We start from the raw sequence: 18,757 nt of genomic DNA on the forward strand, positions 1-18,757 counted from the left end.
GCAATCTAGAGCCTTGATGCAAAAAGAAAACGCCCCGGGTTTCCCCGAGGCGCTCACAGTCTGTTTCTGGCCTTTGGAGGCGGTAAGCGCTACTCAGCGGCGATGCTGATCGGCTTGCCCTTGTCCTTGAAGTTGATCTCCTGGAGGTAGCGGATGCCGTCCTCGGCGATGTCGTCGCCGACCATCCGGTCGCCTTCCAGCTTCAGCTCTTCCAGGTCGACATACATGCCGTAGAAGGCCTTGGTGCGCTCGGTGATGATGCCGGCGTTGAGCAGGGTCTTGACCAGGACGCGGAAGATGTTGGTCTGCTCTTTCATGTTCTCGCGACGCTGGTCGTCGGTCATGATCTGGGCGAACTCGGCGATGACCTTTTCCGGGTCGAGGCCGAAGGACTCATAGAGGTCCTTCTGCTGGGTCGGGCCGACCAGGTTGAACAGCACCGCCTGGAAGCAGTGGGCCGCCCAGTCCTCGATGATGGCGTGCTCTTCGGGGGAGAGCTTGGGCACGGTGCGGTCGGCCCAGATCTTCCCGAACTTGTGGTGGAAGGCCTCGTCGGTCATCACCAGCTGCAGCAGCTTCTTGCCGAGCGGGTCGTTGATGGCGTTGTACAGGCTGGCGAAGGCGCCCATGGCCAGGCCCTCGACCAGCATCTGCATGCCGATGATCTTCTTGTAAACTTCCGGCGCGTCGATGATCTCGACCAGCAGGGCCTTCAGGGTCGGGCCGCATTCCACGGGGCGGCCCCAGCGGGCCTTGATGTACTTGGCGAAGGCGGTGACGTGGCGGGCCTCTTCGCGGGTCTGGTTGGCGGCGTATTCCTGCGCCCCCTGGTCCTTCAGCACATGGCAGAGGCTGGCCGACAGGTTCAGCGCGCCCTGCTCGCCGTGCAGGATGGAGGAGAAGATCCGCAGGGTGCTTTCGTTGATGAAGCGGGTGCGGGTCTTGGGGTCCGACAGGTGGTTGGAGACATAGTCGGTCTGCAGGGCGACGACGAAGTCCTCGGGAACGAGCGGCTCGTTCTCCATGTCGAAGGGCTCGTCGAAGTCGATGTAGGCCTTGTCCAGCGGATCCCAGAAGTGGTCGTGGGTGGCGCTGATGATCTTGTCGAAGGCGGTCGAGCGGTTGTTGTAGCGGTCGAGTTCGAGCATCGACTCGAAGTCGTTCGGCGCCACCGCGTCGTACATGGCGTCCTTGGTGATGTTCTTGTCGGTCATCAGCTTCATCCTCCGGCCAAAAGGGGCGCCGACCCTGTGCCGGGTCTTAGCAATGTGAACACTGTCAACTTACCGCCGAAGCGTCAAGAAAAAATGACGGAGGCGTCACCTTTGGTGAATGGGCGCTAAACCGGTCGCAGCTTGCGACACCCCTGCGGTCAATCATCCATCGCCGGAGCCGTTCACGACCGCCGACGCCTTGCGCGGCAAGGCCTCATCCGCATACTCCCGCGCCATAAGAAGAGGAGCGCGTCATGAGCGAAGAGCAGGTTTTCCCGGTTCCGGCCGAATGGGCCGCCCGGGCGCACATGGACGCCGCCGGCTACGAGGCCGCCTGGGAGGCGGTGGAGCACAACCCCGACGCCTTCTGGGCCAGCGTCGCCGGCCGTCTCGACTGGATGACCCCGCCGACCAAGATGAAGGACGTCTCCTTCGACAAGGCCGACTTCCGCATCCGCTGGTTCGAGGACGGTGTGCTCAACGTCAGCACAAGTTGTCTCGACCGCCACCTGCCGCACCGCGCCGATGACGTCGCCATCATCTGGGAAGGCGACGACCCCAAGGACTCCAGGAAGATCACCTACGGCGAGGCTCATGCCGAGGTCTGCCGCATGGCCAACGTCCTCAAGGATCTGGGTGTCAGGAAGGGCGACCGGGTCACCATCTACCTGCCGATGATCGCCGAGGCGGCCTACGCCATGCTGGCCTGCGCCCGCATCGGCGCGGTGCATTCCGTCATCTTCGGCGGCTTCTCGCCCGACAGCATCGCCGGCCGCATCCAGGACTGCGACAGCCGCTTCGTGATCACCGCCGACGAGGGGCTGCGCGGCGGCCGGACCGTGCCGCTGAAGATGAACGTCGACCTGGCCCTGACCAGCTGTCCCAAGGTCGAAAAGGTGCTGGTCGTCCGCCGCACCGGCGCCAAATGGCTGAGCCACGACGGCCGCGACGTCGCCTATGAGCCGCTGCGCGACAAGGCCTCGACGGACTGCGCGCCCGAACCGATGAACGCCGAGGACCCGCTGTTCATCCTCTACACCTCCGGTTCGACGGGGAAGCCCAAGGGCGTGCTACACACCACCGGCGGCTACCTGGCCTGGGCCAGCTGGACCCATGAGCTGGTCTTCGACTACCGGCCGGGCGAGATCTTCTGGTGCACCGCCGACGTCGGCTGGGTCACCGGCCACAGCTACATCGTCTACGGCCCGCTCTCCAACGCGGCGACGACCCTGATCTTCGAGGGCGTACCCAACTACCCGACCGTCTCCCGCTTCTGGGAGGTGATCGACAAGCATCAGGTCGAGATCTTCTACACCGCCCCCACCGCCCTGCGGGCCCTGATGCGCGACGGCGAAGAGCCCGTGAAGAAGACGTCCCGCAAATCCCTGCGCCTGCTGGGCAGCGTCGGCGAGCCGATCAATCCGGAAGCCTGGCTCTGGTACCACCGCGTGGTTGGCGAGGGCCGCTGCCCGATCATCGACACCTGGTGGCAGACCGAGACCGGCGCCTGCCTGGTCAGCCCCCTGCCGGGCGCCACGGCCCTCAAACCCGGCTCGGCCAGCAAGCCCCTGCCGGGGGTCAAGCTGCAGCTGGTCGACGCCGAGGGTGCGGTTCTGGAGGGCGCGGTCAGCGGCAACCTCTGCATCACTGACAGCTGGCCGGGCCAGATGCGCACCGTCTACGGCGACCACCAGCGCTTCTTCGACACCTATTTCGCCACCTACCCGGGCAAATACTTCACCGGCGACGGCTGCCGCCGCGACGAGGACGGCTACTACTGGATCACCGGCCGGGTCGACGACGTCATCAACGTCTCCGGCCACCGGCTGGGCACCGCCGAGATCGAAAGCGCCCTGGTCGCCCACCACGACGTCGCCGAGGCCGCCGTCGTCGGCCGGCCGCACGATGTGAAGGGCCAGGGCATCTACGCCTATGTCACCCTCAACGCCGGCGTCGCCGCCAGCGAGGAGCTGCGCAAGGCCCTGGTGCTCTGGGTCCGCAAGGAGATCGGCCCCTTCGCCGCCCCCGACGCCATCCAGTGGGCCCCGGGCCTGCCCAAGACCCGCTCGGGCAAGATCATGCGCCGCATCCTGCGCAAGGTGGCCGAGGGCGACGTCTCCAACCTCGGCGACACCACCACCCTGGCCGACCCCAGCGTCGTCGACGACCTGGTGAACAACCGCATCGCCTAGGCCGCGCCGACGCCGCCCCTTCCCACGGCGTCAAAAGGGGCTAGCGTGATAACCATGTGGGTTGCGCTGTTCATCGCGGTCGCCGCGACCGGCGTCTTCGCGGAGGTTTCCCCCGATCCCGGCGGCACGGCCGGGATCGTGCGCGGCCGTGTCGACATCGAGGCCCCGCCGGCCGTGGTCTGGAGCGTCATCCTCGACTGCCGGCGGGCCCGCCGCATGGCCCCCAACGTCAAGAGCTGCAAGGTCCTCGACCGCGCCGACGACGGCAGCTGGGACGTCCGCGAGATGGTCGTCGCCCCGCCGCTGGTCCCCAAGGTCCGCTCGGTGTTCCGCTCCAGCTACGATCCGGTCCGGCGCATCACCTTCAAATGCACCGGCGGCGACGTGAAGCTGTGCGAGGGCGAGTGGCGCCTGACGCCCCTGCCAAGCGGCGGCACCCGGGTGGCCTACACCAACCGCGCCTCCTCGCCCTACCCGGCCATACCGGCCGGTCTGACCCGCGACGCCATGAAGAACGACATGGTCCGGGCCCTGAAAGCCCTGCGCAAGGAATGTTTGGCAGTCGCTGCTGAGTAGGGGCGATCAACCGCGCCACGGTCCGCCCGGCGGCCCCCAACCCCAGACCGGCATCGGCGCCCCCTCCGGCGGCGCCTCGACCCCCGGCTGGGAATTGATCACCGCCAGCCGCGTCCCCCATTCCAGATAGCCGACCAGGGCGGCGCGGAACTCCGGGTCGTCCGGCAGGCCGGCCTCGTCGACCGTCTCCAGCATCAGGGCGATCCATCGCCGCCGCTGGGTCTCGGTCAGGCTGCGACCCAGGTGGCGGGCGATCATGGCGGCATGCGAGCCGCCGCCGGCGGAATAGGCCGCCGGGCCGCCGAACACCTCGTCGACGAAGGCCGCCACATGCTCGGCGTGGCGCGGGTCCATGCCGGCGAACACCGGGGCCAGCACCGGGTCGGCCGGGACCTTGTCGTAGAAGCGCCGGGTCAGGCCGCGCAGGGCCTCCGCCCCGCCCAGCCATGCCGACAGAGTCGGGATATCCTCGTCGCTCATCGCCGCCTCCGCATCGCCTTCGAAACAATTGGCGACAGGGATTGGTTTGCGCCAGGGCCAAGGCTCGCTAAATCAGCGCCATGTTCGACGCCGTCATCTTCGACGCCGACGGGGTCCTGCTGGACTCCGAGGTCATCTACCACGTCATCGAGTTGGAGGTGCTGGGCGGCTACGGCCTCTCCTACGACCCCCACGACTATCGCAGCCGCTTCATGGGCATGCACGAGCGCACCTATGTCGCCGCCCTCGACGCCGAGCACCGCGGCCGGCTCGGCAGCCCCCTGCCCGAGGACTACCTGCGCACCGTCCGCTCGCTCAGCCGCGTCGCCTGCGACGAGCGGCTGGAGTGTGTCGTCGGGGCTCACGCCGCCGTTGAGGCCGTGGCGCTGCCCCGCGCCGTCGCCAGCAGTTCGGACGAGGACGCCCTGCACCGCAAGCTGGCCAAGGTCGGGCTGGAGGCCCTGTTCGCACCCCACATCTACTCGGCCGACCGCGTCGCCCACGGCAAGCCACATCCCGACATCTTCCTGCACGCCGCCGCCAAGCTGGAGGTCGATCCGGCCCGGTCCCTGGCCATCGAAGACAGCGTCAACGGCGTCACCGCCGCCAGGGCCGCCGGCATGACCGTCTGGGGCTTCACCGGCGGCGGGCATCTGGACGAGCGGGCGGACGCTGGGCTGCTGGGCGCGGGGGCGGAGCGGGTGGTGACGAGTTGGGAAGAGGCGCGGGCGCTGTTTCTGTCCCTGTAGCTGTCATCCTCCGGCGCCCGCAGGGCGACCGGGGGACCCATCTGTCCGCGTGAAAGCCGCCGGGAGTCATTCCAGAGCCGCCATGGGTCCCCCGGTCCGCTACGCGGCCGGAGGATGACAGAAGATGGGAGCCCGGACATCTCGCAAACATTGACCATGCGCGCCCCAGCGCCTAATCGCCCCGGCATGTTTGAAGGTCTCTCCCATCTCGCCCGCGACGCCAAGGCCTGGCCGTTCGAACAGGCCCGCAACCTGCTCGCCCGCACCCTGCGCATCCGCCTGTCCGACCCAGAGCGCGACCTCGCCGTCACCCTGATCAATTCGGGCAAGACCGCCGAGGCGGTCGCCACCTTCCCGGCCCTGGCCAAACCCGTCATCCTCGAGACCGGCTATGGCCCCTCCGGCCTGCCGCACCTGGGCACCTTCCAGGAGGTGGCGCGCACCACCATGGTCCGCGCCGCCTTTCGCTCGCTGACCGACGACGCCATCCCCACGCGCCTGATCAGCTTCAGCGACGACATGGACGGCCTGCGCAAGATCGCCCCCAACCTGCCTAACCAGGCCATGCTGACCGAGGACATGGGCAAGCCCCTGACCGTCGTCCGCGACCCCTTCGGCACCCACGAGAGTTTCGGGGCCCACAACAACGCCCGTCTGCAGGCCTTCCTCGACAACTTCGGCTTCGACTACGAGTTCGTCAGCTCGACCGCCTGCTACAGGGGCGGCGTCTTCGACAAGACCCTGCTGGTCGCCCTCGAACGTTTCGACGCCATCCAGAAGGTCATGCTGCCGACGCTCGGCGAAGAGCGCCGCGCCACCTACTCGCCCTTCCTGCCGATCAGCCCCAAGACCGGCCGTGTGCTGCAGGTCCCGACCCTGGAGCGCAACCTCGACAAGGGGACCATCGTCTTCCTCGACGAGGACGGCGAGCGCACCGAAGTCCCGGTCACCGGCGGCCATGTGAAGATGCAGTGGAAGCCCGACTGGGCCCTGCGCTGGACGGCGCTCGAGATCGACTACGAGATGAGCGGCAAGGACCTGATCGACTCGGTCAAGGCCTCCAACCAGATCTGCAAGGCGCTCGGCGGCGTGCCGCCCGAGGGCTTCAACTACGAACTGTTCCTCGACGAACAGGGCCAGAAGATTTCCAAGACCAAGGGCAACGGCCTGACCATGGACGAGTGGCTGCTGTTCGGCACGCCCGAGAGCCTGGCCTACTACATCTTCCAGAGCCCCAAGTCGGCCAAGCGCCTGCACCGCGACGTGGTGCCCAAGGCCGCCGACGAATACCTGCAGCAGCTCGACGCCTACCAGCGCCAGGAGCCGGCCCAGCAGATCAACAACCCGGTCTGGCACATCCACGGCGGCCGCCCGCCGCAGGAGGGCTCGCCGGTCAGCTTCAGCCTGCTCCTGAACCTGGTTTCGGCCGCCGACGCCCAGGACAAGGACGTGCTGTGGGGCTTCCTGAGCCGCTACATTCCGGGCGCGACCCCGGAAAACCAGCCCCTGCTCGACACCCTGGCCGGCTACGCCGTCGCCTACTACGAAGACCAGATCAAGCCGAACAAGGCCTTCCGCGCGCCTTCCGACAAGGAACGCGCCGCCATCCTCGACCTGCGCGCCCGGCTGGCCGCCCTGCCGTCGGACTGCCAGGACGCCGAACTGATCCAGAACGAGGTCTACTCGGCCGGCAACGACGCCGGGTTTGAGCCCCTGCGGTCGTGGTTCCAGGCGCTGTATGAGGTGTTGCTGGGCCAGAGCCAGGGGCCGAGGTTCGGCTCCTTCGCCGCCATCTTCGGCCTCCCTCGCACCATCGCCCTGATCGACGAGAAACTCGCCGGCTGAGCTGAGGGCGTTTCGCTCTCCCCCATGCAATGGGGGAGTGGCTTTGGCGAGCGCTGCAAGCGAGCCAAACCGAGGGGGTCCCCACCGGCGGTGCAAGGCTAGTTCTGAAACGCCGGCGCGGCCCCGCCTCCTGGTCCGTCGCTCACGCTCCGAACCGTCCTCCGCCCCCTCGCGGGGGCGGAGAGCGAAACGCCGTCAGGTATCGGTTGTCGCCATCCCCGACCCACGCCAAGTTCGGCCCATGCCGCCCGTGAAGAAAAAACCCGCCCGCAAACGCCTCTCCCCCACGGAGCGCGCTCGCGTCGACGAGCTCTTCGCCCGCTTCTCCACCCTGTCGGAAAACCCCAAGACCGAGCTCGTCTTCAGCGACCCCTTCACCCTGGTCGTCGCCGTCGCCCTCTCGGCCCAGGCCACCGACGTCCAGGTCAACAAGGCCACCGCCAAGCTGTTCGCCGTCGCCAACACGCCCCAGCAGATTTACGACCTCGGCGTCGACGGCCTGATCCCCTACATCAACTCGATCGGCCTGTTCCGGAACAAGGCCAAGAACGTCATCGAGCTCTCCCGCATCATCCTCACCCAGCACGGCGGCCAGACCCCGCTGAACCGGGAAGCCCTGCAGGCCCTGCCCGGCGTCGGCCGCAAGACCGCCTCGGTGGTCCTCAACGAACTCGACATTGAACCGGCCATCGCCGTCGACACCCACGTCTTCCGCGTCTCCCACCGGCTGAAACTGTCGATGGGCAAGACCCCCGACGCCGTCGAGGCCGACCTGATGGCCATCGTGCCGGCGCCCTACCTGACCCGAGCCCACCACTGGTTGATCCTGCACGGCCGCTACGTCTGCCTGGCCCGCAAGCCCAAATGCCCCGAATGCCAGGTCGCCGACCTCTGCCCGTCGCGCGAACTGTTCATGGGAGGGTGACTGTCCTCCGGCGCAGCCGGATGACTGTCACCGTCGGACCGCGCCCACGGTGACAGTCACGCTGCGCGAGACAGTCACCGTGCCTCCAACGCCGCCCGTACCGCCGCCCCGAACCGTCCGCCGGCTTTCGGCGCATACTGCAGGAAGAGGTCCGGCTCGATCGCCTCCAGTTCCATCAGCTTGAGTTGTCCGTCCAGCCCGCGCAGCAGGTCGATCCGCGCATAGGCCAGCGGCGGCACGGCGGCGAGGATTTCCTGGGCCACGCCCTCGGCCCCGTCCCAGGGCTTCACCCGCGAGATCTGGCCGCCGAACTGCGGCTGGACGCGGAAGTCGCCCTTGGCGGCCACCTTGGTCACCGCATGGCTGAACCTGCCGGCGAAATAGAGCAGGGAGATCTCGCCCTCGCCGCCGACCGCCGGCAGGAAGGGCTGGATCAGCGCCGGGCCGTCGACCCCGTCGCCGAGCGGGTCGCCCGGCGCCAGTTTCAGGGTCTGGTGCGACCCGCCGCTGATCCGCGGCTTGGCGATCACCACGCCGCCGCCGAAGCTTTCGCGGGCCGCCTTGAGGTTTTCCGGGGTGAGGGCCTCGACGCTGATGGTCGGCACCACCGGCGCGCCCTTGGCCCCCAGCTCGGCCAGGTAGGCCTTGTCGGTGTTCCAGCGCAGCACCGGCAGCGGATTGACCGTCCGCTGGCCGGCCGCCTCGAACTGGTCCAGCAGGGCCAGCCACCGGGCCGGCTTGGTGTGATAGCCCCAGGCGATCATCGGCAGGACGGCGTCGAAGTCGCCCTCCAGGGGCTCGGTCCAGCGGCTGGGCGTCGCTTCGATGCCCGAGGCGGCCAGCCCGGCCTGCAGCTTGGCGAACCACTCGGGCCAGAACTGTTCGTAGAGCAGCTCATCGGCGGCGGGGGTGAGGATGGCGACCTTCATGGGGCGAGGTCTAAGCTGCGTTGTCCCGCCGGGGTACCCCTCACACCCAATCCCCAAACCCCGATCATCCCGACGAAAGTCGGGACCCAGCTGGCAAATCGCTCAAGGTATCGCTCTGATCAGAGCCCAAGCCCCCATCACAGGTGGACACTGGGTCCCGACTTTCGTCGGGATGATCGGAAGTGGGGGTGGGGCAGAAACCCCGCCGGGGATTGGCCTTTGGCCCCCCTTCCTGTAACGACCCACGCGTTTGCACACCTGAAGGCCCGACCATGACCGCCAGCTACGACGTCGCCGCCATCGGCAACGCCATCGTCGATGTGATCGCCCCGGCGGACGAGGGCTTCCTGCATGCGGAAAGTCTGGTGAAGGGCTCGATGCAGCTGATCGACGAGGCGCGCGGCGTCGACCTCTACAGCCGCATGGCTCAGGGCATCGAAGCCAGCGGCGGCTCGGCCGGCAACACCATCGCCGGCGTCGCCAGCCTGGGCGGCCGCGCCGCCTATCTGGGCAAGGTGGCGCCCGATCAGCTGGGCGATGTCTTCGCCCACGACATGCGGGCCATCGGCGTCCACTTCGACACCGCACCCCTGGTCGGCGGCCCGGCCACCGCCCGCTGCCTGATCAACGTCACCCCCGACGGCCAGCGGACCATGTGCACCTATCTCGGCGCCTCGACCGAGCTGACCCCGGAAGACGTGCCGACCGAGCTGATCGAGCAGTCGGCCATCGTCTATCTCGAGGGCTATCTGTTCGACCCGTCGGACGCCCGCCGCGCCTTCGCCAAAGCCGCCGGCATCGCCCACTCGGCCAACCGCCTGATCGGCATCACCCTGTCGGACGCCTTCGTCGTCGAGCGCCACCGGGGCGAGCTGATGGGCTTCATCGAGGGTCAGGCCGACCTCGTCTTCGCCAACGAGGCGGAGGTGAAGGCTCTGTTCCAGACCGACGACTTCGACCTCGCCGCCGCGAAACTGGGCGCCATCACCAACATCGCCGCCATCACCCGCGGCGAGCAGGGCTCGCTGATCCTGGCCGGGACGAACAGCCATCGCATCCCGGCCGACCATGTCGACAAGGTGGTCGACACCACCGGGGCCGGCGACCAGTACGCCGCCGGCTTCCTGTACGGCCTGGCCAAGGGCCTCGCCTTCGACGTCTGCGGCCAGCTGGGCTCAATGGCGGCGGCCGAGGTCATCGGCCACTACGGCCCGCGCCCCGAAAAGAACCTGCGTGAGCTGGCCATCGCCAAGGGACTGATCAAATGAATCGCACGGCGGAAATCTCGCGCGACACCAAAGAGACTCAGATCAAGGTCTGGATCGATCTGGACGGCACGGGCGTGTCGACCATCTCGACCGGCATCGGCTTCTACGACCACATGCTGGAGAGCTTCGCCCGCCACGGCGGTTTCGATCTGAAGGTCGAGACCAAGGGCGACCTGCACATCGACATGCACCACACCGTCGAGGACACCGGCATCGTGCTCGGCCAGGCGGTCAAGCAGGCGCTGGACGGCTTCAAGGGCATCAAGCGCTTCGGCCACGCCTATATCCCGATGGACGAGACCCTGACGCGCTGTTCGCTGGACCTCTCCAACCGCCCTTACCTGATCTGGAAGGTCGATTTCTCACGGCCGAAGGTCGGGGAGATGGACACCGAGCTGTTCAAGGAATTCCACCACGCCTTCGCCATGAACTGCGGCGCCTGCGTCCACCTGGAAACCCTCTACGGCGACAACACCCACCACATCGCCGAAAGCGGCTTCAAGGCCCTGGCCAGGGCGCTGCGGGCGGCGGTGGAGATCGACCCCAAGGCCGGCGGCCAGGCGGTCTCGACCAAGGGCGTGCTGTAGTCCTTCCATGACCACTGTCGCCCTGATCGACTATGGGTCGGGCAATCTTCGCTCGGCCGAAAAGGCGCTGCTCAAGGCGGCGTCGACGCTCGACCGTGGGCCGCGGGTCCTGGTCACCGGCGACCCGGACGTGGTGTCGAAGGCCGACCGCATCATGCTCCCCGGCGTCGGCGCCTTTGCCGCCTGCATGGCCAACCTCTCGGCCCGCGACGGCCTGATCGAGGCCCTGAACAGCGCTGTCCAGCGCGGCGCGCCTTTCCTCGGCGTCTGCGTCGGCATGCAGCTCCTGGCCGACAGCGGCCTGGAGTTCGGGACCACCCCCGGCCTCGGCTGGATCCCCGGTCAGGTCCGCCGGCTGGAACCGCGGGATGCGGCCGCCAAGGTGCCACACATGGGCTGGAACACCGTCCGCCCCGCCAGCCCGCTGTTCGCCGGCCTCGGTTTCGCCCCGCACATGTACTTCACCCACAGCTTCGTCCTCGACCCGGCCGACCCGGGCGACATCGCCGCCACCTGCGACCACGGCGGCCCCTTCGTCGCGGCCGTGGCGCGGGACAACGTCATGGGCGTACAGTTCCACCCCGAAAAGTCGCAGGGCCCCGGCCAGCGCCTGCTCGCCAACTTCCTGGAGTTGTCGCTGTGATCCTCTACCCGGCCATCGATCTGAAGGACGGCCGCTGCGTGCGGCTGCTGCACGGCGACCTCAACAAGGAGACGGTGTTCAACGCCTCTCCCGCCGACCAGGCCACCGCCTTCCAGGCCCAGGGTTTCAACTGGCTGCACGTCGTCGACCTCAACGGCGCCGTCGAGGGCCGGGCGGTCAACATCGACGCGGTCGGCGCCATCCTGCAGGCCGTCTCCCTGCCGGTGCAGCTGGGCGGCGGCATCCGCACCCTGGAGCAGATCGAGACCTGGATCGAGGCCGGCATCAGCCGCGTCATCCTCGGCACGGTGGCGGTGCGCGAGCCCGAACTGGTCAAGAAGGCCGCCCGCCTGTGGCCCGAACAGATCGCCGTCGGCATCGACGCCCGTGAGGGCATGGTGGCGACCCAGGGCTGGCTGGAGACCAGCGACATCGGCGTCGTGGATCTCGCCCGCAAGTTCGAGGACGCCGGGGTCGCCGCCCTGATCGTCACCGACATCGGCCGCGACGGGGCGATGACCGGCGTCAATGTCGAGCAGGTCGGCGAGGTGGCCGACGCCGTCTCCATCCCGGTCATCGCCTCGGGCGGCGTCGCCTCCCTGCGCGACATCGAACAGCTGATGACCCGCCAGGGCGTCCCCATCGCCGGCTGCATCCTCGGCCGGTCGCTGTACGAGGGCGCCATCGATCCGGCCCAAGCGCTGACCTTGGCCGCATGCTGAACGGTGCGGAAGTGTTGCTGTTTCTGTCGAATGAGAGCCCTTTCTCACGCGACCAGTCCTTGGGATGAGTGGGTCCAGCCATGGCAGATAGCGGTATTCTAGACCAACTCAGGGAAGTCTCTTCTCGGGCAGTCGCGGTCCGGGTTCGAAACGTTATGAACCCGCTTCTTTGGCTGTGTGCGGTCGTATCTCCCAGCGGAACGGCAGCTTCTATTTTTCTAAGGGAAACCTTGGTTTTGGCCATACCCTTCATGGTCGTCGCGTTGGCTTGCCCCATTTGTAGTCTAATATTTTATAGATACTTTATGATCAAGCAGCCTCACATGCTGCAATCGGAGGAGTATCTCTTAGAGCAACAAAGGTTGTTGATAGTTCAAAAGGGAAACCTTCACCCGATAGATGCCTCTACTTTGCCTGGTTCTGGAAATCCGGATATTAGAGCCATCGAGGGAGACGTCTAGAATGTCTGAAGAAAAATACATCTCCTATGTCGTTGTCTTTGATAGTGCCCGCACGCCCGAGCAAAAATGCGTCGAAATATTGCAGTCCATAAACATAATAGTGAACTGGAAGCGAATCCTTACTAGAACGTATGTAATAGTTACATCAGAATCACTTTCATCAATAGACAAAATTCTACAAGAAAAGATCCACGACGCCAACAAGGAGGCTTACTATTTTGTGGTTTCGTTAGATAACGGAAGCACAAATGGGTGGCTGCCAAAGGTGTCATGGGAATTCATGAATAATCCCAAGCCGGTTGAGTAAAATGCTGAAAGTCCGCGTCATCCCTTGCCTGGACGTCAAGGACGGCCGCGTCGTCAAGGGCGTCAACTTCGTCGCCCTGCGCGACGCCGGCGACCCCGTCGAGCAGGCCGCCGCCTACGACGCCGCCGGGGCCGACGAGCTGATGTTCCTCGACATCACCGCCAGCTCGGAGGGTCGCGGCCTGATCCTCGACGTCATCGCCCGCACCGCCGACGTCTGCTTCATGCCGGTCTCGGTCGGCGGCGGCGTGCGCACCGTCGAGGACGCCCGGCGCCTGCTGCGGGCCGGGGCCGACAAGGTCAGCGTCAACACCGCCGCCGTACAGGACCCCGACCTCCTCAGCCGCCTGGCCGACGCCTTCGGCAGCCAGGCGGTGGTCTGCGCCGTCGACGCCAAGGCCAGAGGCGATGGGGGCTGGAACATCTTCACCCACGGCGGCCGCACCGACACCGGCATCGACGCCGTCGAATTCGCGGCGCTCGCCGTCGAGAAGGGGGCCGGCGAAATCCTGCTGACCTCGATGGACCGCGACGGCGCCAAGACCGGCTACGACATCCCGCTGCTGCGCGCCGTCACGGCGGCGGCATCCGTGCCGGTCATCGCCAGCGGCGGGGCCGGCAAGGTGGGCGACCTGGTCGAGGCCGTCCGCGACGGCCATGCCGACGCGGTGCTGGCGGCCTCGATCTTCCACTTCGGCGAGGTCAGTATCCGCGAGGCCAAACAGGCCATGGCCACGGCCGGCCTGCCGGTGCGACTGGAGGCGGCATGAGCGAGCTCGGCGACACCCTCGACCGCCTGTGGGCGACGATTCAGAGCCGCAAGGGCGGTGATCCGGCGGCTAGCTGGACGGCCAAGCTGCTGGCCGACCCCAAGCTCGCCGCCAAGAAACTCGGCGAGGAAGGCCTCGAAGCGGCCCTGGCCGCGGCGACCGGCGACAGGGCCGGGCTGACCGCTGAGGCGGCCGACGTCCTGTATCACCTGCTGGCGGTGCTGGCGGCCAGCGGGGTCACGCCGGACGAGGTCGCGGCGGTCCTGAAGGCCCGCGAGGGAACCTCCGGCATCGCCGAAAAGGCCGCGCGCTAACCTCCCTCCCCGAATGGGGAGGGTAGACGCGCGGTACGCGCGTCGGGAGGGGCTGTCGGCCACAGGCTCTGGGTGCGGTTGCCCACTTCCCCACCCGGCCTGTCGGCCTGCCCTCCCCATTCGGGGAGGGAGGTTACTCCGCCGCCAACGCGACCGGCGCCGCCTGCGCCCCGCGCACCAGCCGTCCCGGCAGCGCTCCGGTGGGCTCGCCGTCGCGATAGGTGACCTCCCCCGCGACGATGGTGGCGACATAGCCGTCGGCCTTCTGGATCAGCCGCCGCCCGCCGGCCGGCATGTCATAGGCCACGGCCGGCGCATGCAGTTTCAGGCCATCGTAGTCGATGACGTTGAGGTCGGCCCGCAGCCCCACCTCAATGAGCCCCCGGTCCAGCAGTCCGACCGCCTCGGCGGTGTCGTGGGTCTGCATCTTCACCACCTGCTCGATGGTGAACTTAGGGCCCCGGGTGCGGTCGCGGGTCCAGTGGGTCAGCATGGTGGTCGGAAAGCTGCCGTCGCAGATCATCCCGACATGGGCCCCGCCGTCGGACAGGCCCGGCACCGTGTCGCGGTGGCCGAGCATGTCGTAGCAGGGATCCAGGCTGCCGTCGGCGTAGTTGAGGAAGGGGTGGTACAGCATGCCCCGCCCGCCATTGGTCAGCATGTGGTCGATGGCCAGGTCCTCCGGCCAGACGCCCCAGCCGGCGGCCATGGCCCGCACGGTCTTGCTGGTCGGCTGTTCGTAGTCGGGCTCCTCGCCCAGCAGGTACATGCTGTCCCAGGCCTGCAGCATGCTGCCGGCGAACGGCCCTCTGGCCTTTTCCGTCTCGCCCATCAGCCGGGCGCGGAAGGCGGGATCGGCCAGGGCGGCGGCGCGTTCGGCCAGCGGCAGGTGGGCGATCGTCTTGTAGGTATCCGACCCGCTGAACGGATTGAGCGTCAGCTCCAGCCCGAACAGCACCCCGACTGGCCGGCCACAGACCTGGGCCTTCATGGCCACGCCCTCATTGACCGCCTTTTCGACGGCGCCGAGCAGCATCTTCCAGCTGTTCGGGGCCTTGGTGCTCTGGGCCAGGGTGAAGCTCAGCGGCCGGCCGCTCTTCTCCGAGAGGCGGCGGAACATGGCGATCTCCTCGGCCGGATCCGGCGTGAAGTCGCTGACCAGCTGCAGGACGCCCTTGCCGGCCGCCTTCATGCCCATGGCGATGCCGGTCAGCTCGTCCTCACCGGCGTTCAGGGTCGGGGTCGGCTGGCCGTCGCTGGTGCGGTGGTTGAGGGTGCGACTGGTCGAAAAGCCGATGGCCCCGGCCTCCATCGCCTGTTTGGCGATGGCGGCCATCTGGTCGATGTCTTCGCGCGTCGCCGGCTCCCGGTTGGCCCCCCGCTCGCCCATCACATAGACGCGCAGGGCCGCATGCGGCAGCTGGGCGGCCAGGTCGATGTCGAAGCGGCGCTTGTCGAGGGCGTCGAGGTAGTCGGGGAAGCTCTCCCAGTTCCAGGGCAGGCCTTCGGTCAGCACCGGGAAGGGGATGTCCTCCACCCCCTCCATCAGCTTGATCAGCCGGTCATGGTCGCCGGGCTTGCAGGGCGCGAACCCGACCCCGCAGTTGCCCATGACGATGGTCGTCACCCCATGGCCGCTGGAGGGACCCAGCCGGTTATCCCAGGTCGCCTGGCCGTCGTAATGGGTGTGGATGTCGACGAAGCCGGGGGTGACCAGCTTGCCGGTGGCGTCGATCTCGGTCTCGCCGGGCGGAAGATTCGGCCGCACCGCCGCGATCAGGCCGTTCTTCACCCCGACGTCGGCGATGAAGGGCGCCGCGCCCGTGCCGTCGACCACCGTGCCGCCGCGCAGCACCAGATCGTAGAGGTGATCGGCCATGGCCCGTTTCCCTACCTTATCGTTGTTCAGACAAGGGTCGGACTCGATGACGCGAAGGTCAAGCGGCGACGCTGGGGAAGGTCTCGCGTAAGTGAGCCTAGCGGCGCTCGACGCCGAGGATGGCGCGGCAGTTCTCCGGCTTGCAGCCGTTCGGATTGTGCCGCAGCTCCGTCGCATAGAGGATGGCCAGCGGGCGCCCCTTCTCCTGGGCGAAGGTGGCGAAATCCTTGACGTCCTCGTAGCGCCTGTGGTCGCGCTCGACCGTGAAGAACCTCAGCCCATCGGCCGTCGGCTTGGCGCAGCGGATGACCAGCATGCCTTCGTGCACCAGGATTCCCGCCACATCGCAGACGGTGGCGGCGCGGCCTTCCTGCAGGGGCAGTTCATCCTCAAGGCCGGCTTGCGCGAGGCCGGGCGAGGCGCCGACGATGAGGGCGGCGAGGCTGGCGGCCAACGCCTTCACTTCAGCACCACCCCCGCCGCCCGGCGGCAGGTCTCGGCCGGGCAGTCGGCGGGATTGGCTTCCGGCGCGACGACGTAGAGCACGCCGAGCGTCCGGCCCCGGCCCTTGGCTTCGAGCGCCAGGGTCAGCAGGCTTTCGGTCAGGGGATCGCGGCTCTCGACGGCGAAGCGGCGCGGGGCCGTCTTCTCGCCGGCCATGCCTTTGGCGGGTGCGGCGCAGACGATCTCGATGCGGTCGCGGAAGGCGGCGACCTCGCTGACCGTGCAGTCGGCCCAGGCCCCGCCGTCGGGGGCGTCCTGGGCGAGGGCCGGGGCGACGGGCGTGAGCGCAAGCGCGAGGAGAAGGGGCAGGTGTTTCATGGCCTGACCCTCCCGTCCGGCGGTGATTTCGTCAATGGCTGGCTCGGAGGTCTGTCAATCCGCCGGGTTGTTGCGGGCCAGGAAGTCGAAGGTCAGCGACAGCATCTGGGTGCGGGTCGTCTCACGCTGCAGATGGTGATCCTCGCCCTCCAGTTCGACGAACTCGACCGTCTTGCCGGCCGCCTTCAAGGCGTCGCGCATGTCGGTGCTCTGCGACAGCGGCACCACCGTGTCGTCGCGGCCGTGCAACAGCAGGATCGGCGCCCGGGCGCTGGCCGCCTGGTAGCGCGGCGAGACCCGTAGCAGTTTCTCCGCGTCGGTGACCGGATCGCCGATGATCTTGCTCCAGTAGAGCGTAGCCAAGCTTTCGCGCCCGCGATGGTCGCGGCTGTGACGGATCATGGCTGGCAGGTCGCCGACCCCGGCCACCGAGATGGCGCAGCGATAGAGGTCCGGCGTCAGAGTCGCCCCCGCCAGGGCCGCGTAGCCGCCGTAAGAGGCGCCGACGATGCAGACTCGGGCAGGGTCAGCGACACCCTTGCCGACCACCGTCGCGACGGCGTCCGTGAGGTCCGACTGCATGTTCGCGCCCCACTGGCCGTGGCCCGCCTCCTCGAATGCGGCGCCGAAGCCGCTGGAGCCCCTGAAGTTGGGCTGCAGCACCGCGTAGCCGCGCGCCGCCAGGGCCTGGGCCCACCAGTCGAAGCCCAGCGTGTCGCGGGCCGCCGGGCCGCCGTGCGGCATCAGGATCAGTGGCAGGTTCTTCGGCTCCCGGCCGGGCGGCAGGGTCAGGTAGCCCCTGATCTCCAGGCCGTCGCGGGCGGTGTAGCGGAAGGGCTTCATCTCGGCGACGGCGGCGGCCGGCACCGCCGGATAGAGGTCGCCGATCCTGACCGTCTCGCCGCTTCCCAGCCGGGCGATCCAATAGCTGCCGGGATCGTGCGGCCCCTCGACCAGCAGCAGCACCGACTGGCGGTCGCGGGACCAGGAATCGATCCTTGCCCGCTGGCCGGGGAACAGAGCGACCGCCTTCCGCTCCAGCTCGGCGAGGGCCGGTTCGGTCCAACGGGTATGCTCCTCGTCGTCGGCGTAGCCGTAGCCGACGATGCGGCCGGAGTAGGGATCAACCAGGCCGCCGGCGATGTCGTAGCCCTCGACGCTGACCCGCGCTGGGCCCACCTTGCCGGTGGTCAGGTCCAGGGCAGCGACGACGTCGCGTCGTCCGGGCCCCTCGACGATGCCGATCAGCAGGTTGGGGTCGGTCTCGAATCCCAGGGGCGAGAAGCTCTTGTCCGCGTCGTCGGCCCGCCAAACCGTGCGCCAGGCGGCTTTGCCGGCCTGGGTTTGCAGGACCTGGATCTGTAGGCTGGGGGTCGGTGGGCCGGCGATCAGGGTGCGGGTGCGGACGACGCCGTCTGGGCCGGGATGCCAGCGGACAGCCTTGGCCACGCCGCCGGCCGGCTTGGGCGCGATGTCCAGGCGTGAGGCCTTCTTCACCTCGGCGGCGTCGTACTCGGTTAGGAACAGGGCGCGGCTGTCGGCCAGCGCCAGAAGCGGGTAGCCGCGCCCGGAGCCCATCGGCGTAACCACATAGCCCCACAGTTCCTGGCGGTTCACCGGGATGGCGTCGAAGTCGCGGTAGAGGAAGACGCCGTCATAGTCCTCCGGCCCCTTCTTCTTGTCGGCCGGCAGGGTGACCGTGTGTTCGATGACCACGGCGTCGTCCGACACCCAGGCCAGGCTGCTCGGCTTGGACGGTGGGGCGTAGCCGAAGTAGAGTTCGAGCGGCGCGCTGAAGGCGCTTCGGCGCGTCTCGCCGGGGGTGACGACCACCAGCTCACGGCCGCCGGCGAATTGGCGGATGTAGGCCACCCGCTTTCCATCCGGCGAAATTTCGGCGAACGCCATGTAGGGCAGGCGGCCGTGTGCCTGGGGCGGCGGCAGCTCGGCGGCGCGCCCAGGCACGCCGACCACGGCCAGCAGGCCGACGGCGACAACAAAGAACAGACGCAAGATCAACCCCCCGATACCCCAGGATGACGCTAGCACCGGCCCGCAAGGCTCGCCAACGCCGC

General features: G+C 67.9%; 18 protein-coding genes. 11 read left to right on the forward strand and 7 right to left on the reverse strand.

Annotated elements, in window-relative coordinates:
- Positions 1 to 89 precede the first annotated feature (89 nt).
- Positions 90 to 1,214 carry a ferritin-like domain-containing protein gene (locus AC1RSK_RS17995; RefSeq protein WP_492908988.1) on the reverse strand — a complete coding sequence of 375 codons (1,125 nt, stop codon included), beginning with the start codon at positions 1,212 to 1,214 and terminating at the stop codon, positions 90 to 92.
- A gap of 254 nt (positions 1,215 to 1,468) precedes the next feature.
- On the opposite strand from AC1RSK_RS17995, the gene acs reads away from it, so the two are divergent.
- Entirely contained in the window at positions 1,469 to 3,406 is a 1,938-nt protein-coding gene (gene acs / locus AC1RSK_RS18000; RefSeq protein ID WP_492908989.1) for an acetate--CoA ligase, read from the forward strand.
- Between the two features lie 54 nt (positions 3,407 to 3,460).
- Positions 3,461 to 3,982, forward strand: coding sequence for an SRPBCC family protein (locus tag AC1RSK_RS18005; protein WP_492908990.1), 522 nt, complete (start codon positions 3,461 to 3,463; stop codon positions 3,980 to 3,982).
- 6 nt (positions 3,983 to 3,988) lie between these two features.
- Here AC1RSK_RS18005 and AC1RSK_RS18010 read toward each other — a convergent pair whose 3' ends face one another.
- Positions 3,989 to 4,462 carry a group II truncated hemoglobin gene (locus AC1RSK_RS18010; protein ID WP_492908991.1) on the reverse strand — a complete coding sequence of 158 codons (474 nt, stop codon included), beginning with the start codon at positions 4,460 to 4,462 and terminating at the stop codon, positions 3,989 to 3,991.
- Positions 4,463 to 4,542: 80 nt separating this feature from the next.
- On the opposite strand from AC1RSK_RS18010, the gene AC1RSK_RS18015 reads away from it, so the two are divergent.
- The 3 genes from AC1RSK_RS18015 (at position 4,543) to nth (ending at position 7,981) form a co-directional block, all read left to right on the forward strand.
- Positions 4,543 to 5,211, forward strand: a complete 669-nt coding sequence (locus AC1RSK_RS18015) for an HAD family hydrolase (RefSeq protein WP_492908992.1) — start codon at positions 4,543 to 4,545, stop codon at positions 5,209 to 5,211.
- 186 nt (positions 5,212 to 5,397) lie between these two features.
- Entirely contained in the window at positions 5,398 to 7,056 is a 1,659-nt protein-coding gene (locus tag AC1RSK_RS18020; RefSeq protein ID WP_492908993.1) for a lysine--tRNA ligase, read from the forward strand.
- A gap of 241 nt (positions 7,057 to 7,297) precedes the next feature.
- Positions 7,298 to 7,981, forward strand: coding sequence for an endonuclease III (gene nth, locus AC1RSK_RS18025; RefSeq protein WP_492908994.1), 684 nt, complete (start codon positions 7,298 to 7,300; stop codon positions 7,979 to 7,981).
- Between the two features lie 74 nt (positions 7,982 to 8,055).
- Here the strand turns inward: nth and AC1RSK_RS18030 are convergent, their stop codons facing one another.
- The gene (locus tag AC1RSK_RS18030; protein ID WP_492908995.1) at positions 8,056 to 8,910 is read right to left on the reverse strand and encodes an ATP-grasp domain-containing protein; all 855 of its coding nucleotides are present in this window, start codon (positions 8,908 to 8,910) and stop codon (positions 8,056 to 8,058) included.
- Positions 8,911 to 9,182: 272 nt separating this feature from the next.
- Here AC1RSK_RS18030 and AC1RSK_RS18035 point away from each other — a divergent pair, with 272 nt between their 5' ends.
- The 6 genes from AC1RSK_RS18035 (at position 9,183) to AC1RSK_RS18060 (ending at position 13,981) form a co-directional block, all read left to right on the forward strand.
- Positions 9,183 to 10,178 (forward strand): adenosine kinase, encoded by a 996-nt coding sequence (locus tag AC1RSK_RS18035; protein WP_492908996.1) that lies wholly within the window; start codon positions 9,183 to 9,185, stop codon positions 10,176 to 10,178.
- Positions 10,175 to 10,765 (forward strand): imidazoleglycerol-phosphate dehydratase HisB, encoded by a 591-nt coding sequence (gene hisB, locus AC1RSK_RS18040; RefSeq protein WP_492908997.1) that lies wholly within the window; start codon positions 10,175 to 10,177, stop codon positions 10,763 to 10,765. The genes AC1RSK_RS18035 and hisB overlap by 4 nt, the downstream gene beginning before the upstream one ends.
- A 7-nt stretch (positions 10,766 to 10,772) precedes the next feature.
- Positions 10,773 to 11,408: an imidazole glycerol phosphate synthase subunit HisH gene (gene hisH, locus AC1RSK_RS18045; protein ID WP_492908998.1), complete on the forward strand. Its 636-nt coding sequence runs from the start codon at positions 10,773 to 10,775 to the stop codon at positions 11,406 to 11,408.
- Entirely contained in the window at positions 11,405 to 12,130 is a 726-nt protein-coding gene (gene hisA, locus AC1RSK_RS18050; protein WP_492908999.1) for a 1-(5-phosphoribosyl)-5-[(5-phosphoribosylamino)methylideneamino]imidazole-4-carboxamide isomerase, read from the forward strand. Before hisH ends, hisA begins: the two co-directional genes overlap by 4 nt.
- A 769-nt stretch (positions 12,131 to 12,899) precedes the next feature.
- Positions 12,900 to 13,667, forward strand: a complete 768-nt coding sequence (gene hisF, locus AC1RSK_RS18055; protein ID WP_492909000.1) for an imidazole glycerol phosphate synthase subunit HisF — start codon at positions 12,900 to 12,902, stop codon at positions 13,665 to 13,667.
- Entirely contained in the window at positions 13,664 to 13,981 is a 318-nt protein-coding gene (locus tag AC1RSK_RS18060) for a phosphoribosyl-ATP diphosphatase (RefSeq protein WP_492909001.1), read from the forward strand. Before hisF ends, AC1RSK_RS18060 begins: the two co-directional genes overlap by 4 nt.
- A gap of 133 nt (positions 13,982 to 14,114) precedes the next feature.
- On the opposite strand, the gene AC1RSK_RS18065 is transcribed toward AC1RSK_RS18060, so the two are convergent.
- The 4 genes from AC1RSK_RS18065 to AC1RSK_RS18080 form a co-directional block, all read right to left on the reverse strand.
- Positions 14,115 to 15,860, reverse strand: a complete 1,746-nt coding sequence (locus AC1RSK_RS18065; protein WP_492909002.1) for an N-acyl-D-amino-acid deacylase family protein — start codon at positions 15,858 to 15,860, stop codon at positions 14,115 to 14,117.
- A gap of 97 nt (positions 15,861 to 15,957) precedes the next feature.
- Positions 15,958 to 16,314 (reverse strand): hypothetical protein, encoded by a 357-nt coding sequence (locus AC1RSK_RS18070; RefSeq protein ID WP_492909003.1) that lies wholly within the window; start codon positions 16,312 to 16,314, stop codon positions 15,958 to 15,960.
- A 5-nt stretch (positions 16,315 to 16,319) separates the two neighbouring features.
- Complete coding sequence (locus AC1RSK_RS18075) at positions 16,320 to 16,682, reverse strand: hypothetical protein (RefSeq protein WP_492909004.1); 363 nt, start codon at positions 16,680 to 16,682, stop codon at positions 16,320 to 16,322.
- A 54-nt stretch (positions 16,683 to 16,736) separates the two neighbouring features.
- A complete protein-coding gene (locus AC1RSK_RS18080) occupies positions 16,737 to 18,695 on the reverse strand; it encodes a S9 family peptidase (protein WP_492909005.1) in 1,959 nt (652 codons plus the stop codon).
- Between the last annotated feature and the right edge of the window lie 62 nt (positions 18,696 to 18,757).

This window comes from Caulobacter sp. GW821-FHT11A05 (assembly GCF_058809015.1).